Annotated in this window: 8 protein-coding genes and 1 pseudogene; 7 read left to right on the top strand and 2 right to left on the bottom strand. The window is 36.8% G+C overall.

The genetic code is table 11. The annotated features are described in order from the left end of the window. Positions 1 to 217: 217 nt before the first annotated feature. Positions 218 to 460: pseudogene (locus I6F42_RS15540) on the top strand (hypothetical protein); the annotation flags it as partial. Between the two features lie 109 nt (positions 461 to 569). Here the strand turns inward: I6F42_RS15540 and I6F42_RS15535 are convergent. Beyond that, positions 570 to 1,604: a methionine synthase gene (locus tag I6F42_RS15535; protein WP_197152728.1), complete on the bottom strand. Its 1,035-nt coding sequence runs from the start codon at positions 1,602 to 1,604 to the stop codon at positions 570 to 572. A gap of 78 nt (positions 1,605 to 1,682) precedes the next feature. Continuing rightward, positions 1,683 to 2,660, bottom strand: a complete 978-nt coding sequence (locus tag I6F42_RS15530) for a DUF1852 domain-containing protein (RefSeq protein ID WP_024599076.1) — start codon at positions 2,658 to 2,660, stop codon at positions 1,683 to 1,685. A gap of 607 nt (positions 2,661 to 3,267) precedes the next feature. Here I6F42_RS15530 and I6F42_RS15525 point away from each other — a divergent pair. The 6 genes from I6F42_RS15525 to I6F42_RS15500 all read left to right on the top strand — a co-directional run bounded on the left by I6F42_RS15525 (position 3,268) and on the right by I6F42_RS15500 (position 8,324). Beyond that, complete coding sequence (locus I6F42_RS15525; protein ID WP_197152727.1) at positions 3,268 to 4,017, top strand: ATP-binding protein; 750 nt, start codon at positions 3,268 to 3,270, stop codon at positions 4,015 to 4,017. Between the two features lie 135 nt (positions 4,018 to 4,152). Next, positions 4,153 to 5,166, top strand: a complete 1,014-nt coding sequence (locus tag I6F42_RS15520) for a DUF5924 family protein (RefSeq protein WP_182769203.1) — start codon at positions 4,153 to 4,155, stop codon at positions 5,164 to 5,166. Positions 5,167 to 5,238: 72 nt separating this feature from the next. Continuing rightward, positions 5,239 to 5,475 carry a hypothetical protein gene (locus I6F42_RS15515; RefSeq protein ID WP_154903149.1) on the top strand — a complete coding sequence of 79 codons (237 nt, stop codon included), beginning with the start codon at positions 5,239 to 5,241 and terminating at the stop codon, positions 5,473 to 5,475. A gap of 394 nt (positions 5,476 to 5,869) precedes the next feature. Next, positions 5,870 to 6,673, top strand: a complete 804-nt coding sequence (locus I6F42_RS15510; protein WP_197152726.1) for a hypothetical protein — start codon at positions 5,870 to 5,872, stop codon at positions 6,671 to 6,673. Between the two features lie 274 nt (positions 6,674 to 6,947). Beyond that, positions 6,948 to 7,607, top strand: coding sequence for an NADPH-dependent FMN reductase (locus I6F42_RS15505; protein ID WP_101163864.1), 660 nt, complete (start codon positions 6,948 to 6,950; stop codon positions 7,605 to 7,607). Between the two features lie 267 nt (positions 7,608 to 7,874). Next, positions 7,875 to 8,324, top strand: coding sequence for a hypothetical protein (locus I6F42_RS15500; RefSeq protein ID WP_007582766.1), 450 nt, complete (start codon positions 7,875 to 7,877; stop codon positions 8,322 to 8,324). Positions 8,325 to 8,441 lie beyond the last annotated feature (117 nt).

Raw genomic sequence — 8,441 nt, 5'->3', positions numbered from 1 at the left:
AAAAGCTACTCGCATAATACTTAAGCTACTCAGTAAAACCATTCAGTAAACATTATAACTGCAATTATGTAGTTATTATCATGCGTGTAATTCAGGTTTTAACGTGCTAATGACTTATTTAATGGATGAAATAAAAGTAACCCAATATTAAAAGATAAATTCTCAACCTAAAAGTGAATAGCCAGATTAAAAATAGAGTGGGTGTCTTGTTTAGTTAGCAGGCTTAGGCACTTCGGATCACGCTATGGGAGATATAGAAGTTGATTCAATTGAGTTTGGAAATGCCTTGTTTGAAAGTCCTGACTTTGTGTCACTTAATCTTGACCATGTTCAGGTAGCGGGTGGTGAAAAGGGAGTACATGGCTTGTTAGGTTCTCCCTTTTTTACTCAATATCAAGCAGTTATCGATTTTTCAAAAAAGAGGTTAGAGCTTTTTAATAAAAAACAATTAAGTATCTAACCTAAACTTTGTGCTTTAAATTTTAACTAACGCACCATGTTTATGGATTTTACTATGACATGGTGCGACAGTTGTTATTGTTTATAATTTGTATTTCAAAGCTACTTTTCTAGTTCTTTTCTAATAATTCTTTTCTTATAATTTCAGCTCCAGCGCTCAAGGCATTTAGTTTACCTCTGGCTATATGGTGAGGTAGTGGAGCCATGCCGCAGTTTGTACACGGGTAGAGTTTGTCGGCATCTACAAATTGCAGCGCTTTACGTAGCGTACTTGCTACTTCTTCTGGCGTTTCGATAGTATGATTTGCTACATCAATTGCGCCTACCATTACTTTTTTACCGCGAATGAGTTCTAGTAAATCCATTGGTACATGCGAGTTATGGCACTCTAGTGAGATAATATCGATATTAGATTGCTGAAGCTTAGGGAATGCTTCTTCGTACTGTCGCCATTCGCTTCCTAGTGTTTTTTTCCAATCTGTATTGGCTTTAATGCCGTAGCCATAGCAAATATGCACTGCGGTTTCGCATTTAAGCCCTTCAATTGCGCGCTCTAAACAGGCGATTCCCCAGTCGTTCACTTCATCAAAAAATACGTTAAACGCGGGCTCATCAAATTGGATGATATCAACGCCTGCGGCTTCTAATTCTTTTGCTTCTTGATTGAGAATTATGGCAAATTCCCACGCTAGTTTTTCGCGGCTTTTATAATGATCGTCGTAAAGCGTGTCTATCATTGTCATTGGGCCTGGCAATGCCCATTTAATAGGTTGTTTGGTTTGGTTGCGTAAAAATTTAGCGTCTTCAACAAACACAGACTTTTGACGGCTAACAGGGCCCACGACAGTGGGTACACTTGCGTCGTATCGGTCACGAATTTTTACTGTTTTACGTTTTTCAAAGTCAACACCGTTTAGGTGCTCTATAAATGTAGTTACAAAATGCTGCCTTGTTTGCTCACCATCGCTAACAATATCAATACCTGCTTGTTGTTGGTCGAATAATGACAAGCGTAGGGCGTCGTGTTTTCCTTGGGTTAATTCATCACCTTGTAATTTCCAAGGTGACCAAAGTGTTTCTGGCTCTGCAAGCCATAAAGGCTTAGGTAAACTGCCAGCGGTAGATGTAGGTAGTAATTTTTTCATAATAAATAATGCCGTATATTTTAGTAAATTATTAAACGTATCGTTAAGCGCGTTATTACTGGTTGTTACTATTAGTTGTTATGACAGATAGCTAGTAGAGAATTGCTCAAGAACTGTTTGGTACGGCTTGATAAAATGCTCTTGTGCAAACTTGCCTTGCTCGTTTGCTAACTTGCCGCGCTCTTCTCGGTCATACACAATTTGCGTTAGTGAGTGGTCCAAGTTTTTTAAGTTTGGTTTATATGATTTACCCGCTGTTGCGTTGGCATTATAAATCTCTGGTCTGTAGATTTTTTGAAACGTTTCCATCGTACTAATGGTGCTTATAAGCTCAAGATTGCTGTAATCATTAAGTAAATCACCAAAGAAAAATAATGCCAAAGGCGCTGCACTATTTGGCGGCATAAAGTAACGTACCTGCAAGCCCATTTTTTTGAAGTATTGCTCAGTTAAAGACGATTCATTTGGTTCGTATTCTACGCCAAGTACCGGGTGTTGGTTTTCGGTGCGGTTGTAGGTTTTGTTATCTGACACACTTAGGCATATAACCGGTGGTTTTTTAAAGTTTTGTTTGTATGTATCAGAATTTACGAATGACTGAAATAGCTTGCCATGTAAAACCCCAAAGTCATCTGGAATGCTGAATTGAGGCTTGCCTTTATTGTGCTCTTGTAGAAGTACGCTAAAGTCGTAGTCGCGCACATACGATGAAAAGTTGTTTCCTACAATGCCTTCAATACGCTTATTTGTTTTATGGTCAACAATATTTGTTTTTAATATTTCGATAGAGGGGAAGCTTTCGCCGCCGTCTTCAATACCTATCTCAACAGACACAATTTCAAGCTCAACAGCATAACGCTCACCTTTGGTGTTATCCCAGTGGGCTAGGGCGTTAAAACGGTTATTAATCATGTTTAAGGCGTTACGCAAGTTTGCTTTGCGGTATTCACCTCTGGCTAAATTAGCAAAGTTGGTTGTGATACGCGTATTAGTTGATGGATGATAATTTTCGTCGAGTGAAACGCTCTTAATATTAAATGTAAAATCTTTTTTCATCGTGTTTATATCCAATTTTATAATTTAAACCTGATTGATGCTCTGCGCTTTATTAGCCTTTTAACTTAGTATGCTGGTTTGTTATTCAGCGGCCTTAAGTTGTTAGTAATAGTGTTTAGCGCTAAGGGATGAGTAATTTATACGTTGATTGGTATATGAAGAAAAACGGTTTAATTTCACATAAAACATGAGTCATATTCATTAATCATTATTGTTAAATTCGATTACGTAGCAATTGGCGAGAAAAAGGCATAAATCGGTAAAAATAAAGGATGGATGTTTAGCCGTTTAGACTTCTTTGTTGGTGGTGTGCACTTTATTCATGTTGAACATGAGGAATATTCAAAGGGGTTTTTTATAGCTATAACAGTACATTAGCCAAATTTCAGTATGTTAAGTCGTTGTTTTTACTAAGAGTCATCACTGGATAAGTTTTAATTAGCTATGAAGCCAGACACTTCAGCTGATCTGAATAATAAACCGACCTTTTTGAGTACGTATATAAATGCTTGTAAATTAATAAAAGCGCTATAAATCATATTAATAGCAATGGCAGTACGTTAACTAAGTTATACTCATTTTTCATCACCTCACCTATTGAGTATTCGTGGATATCAAAGGCACTTGTATTGCATCAACTATTGATGAGCATGGCCCTGTTTATGTATATCAAACAAAAAAGAATCTAATTCTCAGCTTTGACGGAAAAATTTATCAAAGCTGTATTAAATTAAATAATATTAACGGGTTAAGTTTAGCTTATACGCAAGCGATGATGGCTGCGCTTTTTTTTATACCCAATTTAAAAACCGCGATGATAATGGGACTTGGGGCGGGCTCTATAGCAAAAAGTCTTTATCATGCATTTCCTGCACTGACTATACATACCGTTGAGTACCGTAAAGCCGTTGCTGATATGGCTATAAAATATTTTGAAGTTCCTGTGTCAGAACGTTTGTTTATTCACATTGATGATGCGGCAAACTACATGAAAAAAACGCAGATAAAAACGGATGTTATTTTTTCTGATTTATATAGCTCAGAAGGGATGGAGTCAGATCAGGTGCAATCATCCTACTTACGCGATTGTAAAAATGCGCTCACTTTTGATGGTGTTTTAGTACTTAATATTTGCCATACCAAAGTTGGGCAAAGAGAAGCGTTCGATCAACTACTTGAGAAAGAATTTGCAGGAAAGATTCTTAGTTTTATTATTGAAGGCGGTAATAAAATTGTGTTCGCTTTTAACAATAAAATGCCTGCACTTAGTGAAGATGAATTACTTGCAAAAGCGCATGCGTTACAAAAATTAATAAACGTACCAATGACGCGCTATGCTGGGCTTTTATTTAATTAAAATGGTTAGTTTGATGTACTGTTAAATGGCGCGTTTAAATCCATCCGTCTATCTGTTGTTCATTTAAACTTGGTTAAACTAACCTTACTCTGAATAAAAATAATAAAGTACGTACCCGTACGGAAACACTCATACATGGATTACTGTAAAAATATAATCGCTAAATTTATAAGCGCGATGCAAAAGCGGCCTGGATTATTGGCCGTGTTGGCGTTTTTGTCGGGCGTTGCCAGCTTTGCTCTTGTAGATAGAAAAGAGTCTTTTTCGCAAGTTATTGCGATATTTTTACTTATTAGTTGGTTGTGGCTAATTATTGATAATTGGCTACGAGACAAAGTAGAAGAAAAATTTGGTGTGGCTGTATCTCCTAATGTAATGCGTTTTGCTCTGCAAATGGTGCAACAAGAAAGCTTATTTTTTGCTTTGCCGTTTTTTTTAGCGGTTACACAGTGGGATCATCCTCAAGCATTTTTTACCTCCCTCATTGTGTTATGTGCGGTTATATCGGTAATCGACCCCTTTTATTATAAGAAGCTTGCTAAAAACCGTACGCTATTTAGTGTGTTTCATAACTTTGCTTTATTCGTTGTTTTACTTGTTACCTTACCTATTTTGTTAAACCTTACAACGAGCCAAAGTTTAGCTGCAGCCCTTGTAACGGCTGTAGTGGTTACTCTACCGAGTTTAAACAATTTAATGCCTAATGCACGCTGGTGGCGTTTTCCTATTCTTGTATTGATTTTATGTGCTTTGAGCACTGCTGTGTGGCAATTAAGGAGCTATGTGCCTCCTGCTGCGCTGCGATTAACCGATATTACGTTAGCTCATGAAGTTGATTTACAGCATAAAAAGCCAGTAGGGAGTATTAAACAGTTAGACTCTTATACACTGCACCATCAAGGTTTATATAGTTGGACTGCTGTTAAAGCACCAAGAGGCTTAAATGAAAAAATATTTCATGTGTGGCTTCATAATAAAAAAGAAGTTGATCGGATCACGTTAAATATAAACGGCGGGAGAGAGCTAGGTTATAGAGCGTGGACACACAAAGTAAACTTTCCTAAAGACTCTGTTGGTAAGTGGCAAGTAAAAGTAGTCACCGAATCAGGTCAGTTAATAGGTTTAACGAAATTTACTGTTACACCTTAATTAACTTAGTCGGCTGTATTTTAAACACATAGCTGATATAGTTTTTGCATTCCAAACTAATGGACATAGTTTATGAGTATTGCTTTTGAGATTTTTATTTGGCTAATTGTTGAAACTGGTTTGAGTTTTTTATTTTACTCGACCGGTTGGCTGCTATTAAAAGTGGTAACGTTGGGGCAGTATAAAAGCGAGTTTAAGGATTTTGCATCTTATAAAGCGAGTAAAGCTAGAAGAGTCGACTTAATCTTCTTACTCGGTTTTTGTTTTTATGTTGCACTCATTGCCGTTATGGCTTATTTAAATCACTAAACTGGCGAACAAATTAGGTTAATAATTTTAAGAATAATAAGCAGCTTAATGAGTTATTGCTGCTTATAGTTTTCCCCTTTACCGCACTTTTTTACACTTCCTACTTATACTTTTCCTGTTTTTGCAATAGGGAACACCTCACCGTGAGTACTATAACTATCATCTGAACTATTAAATTAAGTACCTGCTAGAGCATTGCTCGGTGCGTATATAGCTTTGGTTTGTTGGTTGAAATCCGAGCTAATTGCAACTTGTAGTTTATGGGTAATACTTAGTAAATACTTCAAATCTAATAAATAAAACAATATATATGCATCCATTTATTGCGCTAACACGTTTTATAACAATACTATGCGCCACTTTTTACCATTTATGATGGTTTTGGACTTAATAAATGACTCACTATTTAAAATATGTATTTGTTATTACGACTCTAGCGGGAGTAAATACAGCTTACGCACAAGCAAAAACACAAGAGCACTATCAAGAGCTTGAAGTGGGCGTAGGCGGAAATATTAAGCATACCAATACTGACGTAAATTATAAAAATAAAGAGTTTGATTTACATATTCACCCATTATGGGAAAGCCGATATGTAACCGAAGGTCGGGATAACCTTGCCGGTAATGGTATTGCATCAATTGCTACTGAGTTTAATTATAAAAACTTTGCGGTGATCCCTTGGGCGGCAAAAGGTATTAGTAGTGATTATTCAGAGCTGAATTTAAATGCTATTTATACCGCTCACTTATCTGAGCGGATAGAGATGTATGTAGGTTATAACTATATTAAAGCTCGTGAAGAAGGCATTGATGCTCACGATAATGAGCTAAGCCTCGACTTTGCGTATTTTTATGCAGACGATATTCAGTTATTAAGTAGTGTTTATCATTCATTTGATGCCAGCGGTACATTTTTGGAGATGGCAGTAAAAAAAGATTTTTATATTAACGATTTACTATCAGTAGATATTCAATCGGGCGCGGGGTTTAATGCGGGGTATGTTAATGATGGGCACAACGGAATTAACAACGTAAAGTTTACTGCAAACTTGTCGTATCAGCTTTTTAATCAGTTAGCCTTATACACATATACAAGCTATAGCATTGCCGTTAATAAAGATGAAAAACGCTTTACAGGTGACGAGACACTTCGAAATATATTTTGGGGTGGTGTAGGGATAAGTTATCAATACTAGGGCGTGCTTTTTCAAGGTTGAGTTTGAAGCAGTGTGTTTTACTTTTAGGCAGTTCAGAGCCCATTGGTAAAACCCTTGCTGCATGATTAAATAGATCTTAGGAGCAAATAGTAACACACGATAAAGTATGTTTAACGGCGCGGTTGTTGCTAAATTTCAGTTTTAAATTTAATTATTATTATGCTTTGAATCAATAAACTATGCGTATGTGTAATACACAATAACTAAAAAATGTTAGTGTTTAGCTATCGTTTAAAAAAGTTGAGAATTACATATGAAGTTTTTAGTATTTTTAGGCACAGTACGCGATAGCACTCCACCAAAACCAGCTCGCTTGGGCTTAAGGGTTTCTAGTGCTTGTATAGAATGCTTAACAGAGCATTTTGGCGATCATGAGTTTGAGCTAATTGATGCGTTGGATTTTCCTAGCGAAAACGTATTTAAACCACATTTTGCATACGCTAAAAGTAATGCACCTACAGAGCTCACTCTTTTAGCTGATAAAATTAAAGCCGCAGATGGTTATATAATGATTAGCCCTGAGTACAATCACAGCATGAGTCCAGCCCTCGCTGACTTACTTAATCATTTTGGTAGCTCACTATTTTCGTATAAACCAAGTGCAATAGTAACTTACTCAGCAGGACAGTGGGGTGGCGTAAGAGCGGCCATTAGTATGCGCACATTTTTATCTGAACTTGGCTGTTTGCCGGTATCGGCGATGATCCACGTGCCAAAAGCGCAAGATGTGTTTAGTGAGGATGGCAAACCTGTTGCAGGAGAGAGTCAATCATCGTGGTTTAATTATTTCTCACGCACGTTTAGCCAACTAATATGGTGGGCGCAGGCTGCTAAAGAGCATACCGAGGTGGTTGACCCGCAAAGTTTACTAAAAAGCTTTAAAACAGATCCTTCTCAGCGCAATGCACCTTAATACCCGCTAACTAATTGTTTGGATTGATTATAGAAACATGGCTGCATAAAGTGGTATCATTAACGCTACATATTTTTAATAATGCATAATACCAATTCTCAATAATAGTTAATCAATTTAAGGGATTAAATCGCTAACTGCATTAAAAATTTTTGATATAGAACAACTCAATAACGAAATTTTTGCTTTGTTATCAACACGATTTTCTTGTCTCAAAATAGATTACTTAATTATGCGAATTGGTGTAAGAAACAAGGAAATTGTGTCTTGAAATATCTAGCCTTACTAAGTGTGCTAACGCTTAGTGCATGTAGTTCTGTTCCCCATAAAATTGAAATGAGCCAAAGTACGGCTGCAAATATGAACCTTATCGCTTTAACTGAGCAAAGTGCACCAAAGGGTGTTGCTGGCACTTACCAGTTTCATATTAAAGCGGCGGGAGCTCAGGGGAGTTGGTTGTATTTAAATACAGAAACTGATTATCGCGACAGGCGTTCAATTACGGTATCAATACAGCCTAATGTGGTAGCAGAGCTTCAAAGTAAATACGGACAACCAGCAGACACCTTTTTTATTGATAAAACAATAGAAGTAACAGGCGAAGCTAAACGAGTAACTATCGATTTTATGAGCCGTGGTAGAGTCACTAATAAATATTATTATCAAACGCACATAGCTGTGTCATCAATTAAGCAGCTTCGTGTTATTGAAAGTTAGTAAAAAGCAGTGCACTGTGTTTATATACAGTGCACTGTAAAAAGCTTGCTTTGAGCTTTAACGTTTACACTTAAATTTACTGTTCTGGCGCTACTTTAGCGCTGTTTTATTCAACGA

Origin of the sequence: Pseudoalteromonas sp. SWYJZ12, from assembly GCF_015864395.1 — a bacterium.
Classification (GTDB): Bacteria; Pseudomonadota; Gammaproteobacteria; order Enterobacterales; family Alteromonadaceae; genus Pseudoalteromonas; species Pseudoalteromonas arctica.
Note: the sequence above shows the minus strand (reverse complement) of the source record. Positions and strands in the feature narration are given on the sequence as shown.

Coding starts and splice junctions, on each gene's coding strand:
- I6F42_RS15535 (WP_197152728.1), bottom strand. CDS start 1,604: ATGAAAAAATTACTACCTACATCTACCGCTGGCAGTTTACCTAAGCCT.
- I6F42_RS15530 (WP_024599076.1), bottom strand. CDS start 2,660: ATGAAAAAAGATTTTACATTTAATATTAAGAGCGTTTCACTCGACGAA.
- I6F42_RS15520 (WP_182769203.1), top strand. CDS start 4,153: ATGGATTACTGTAAAAATATAATCGCTAAATTTATAAGCGCGATGCAA.
- I6F42_RS15515 (WP_154903149.1), top strand. CDS start 5,239: ATGAGTATTGCTTTTGAGATTTTTATTTGGCTAATTGTTGAAACTGGT.
- I6F42_RS15510 (WP_197152726.1), top strand. CDS start 5,870: ATGACTCACTATTTAAAATATGTATTTGTTATTACGACTCTAGCGGGA.
- I6F42_RS15505 (WP_101163864.1), top strand. CDS start 6,948: ATGAAGTTTTTAGTATTTTTAGGCACAGTACGCGATAGCACTCCACCA.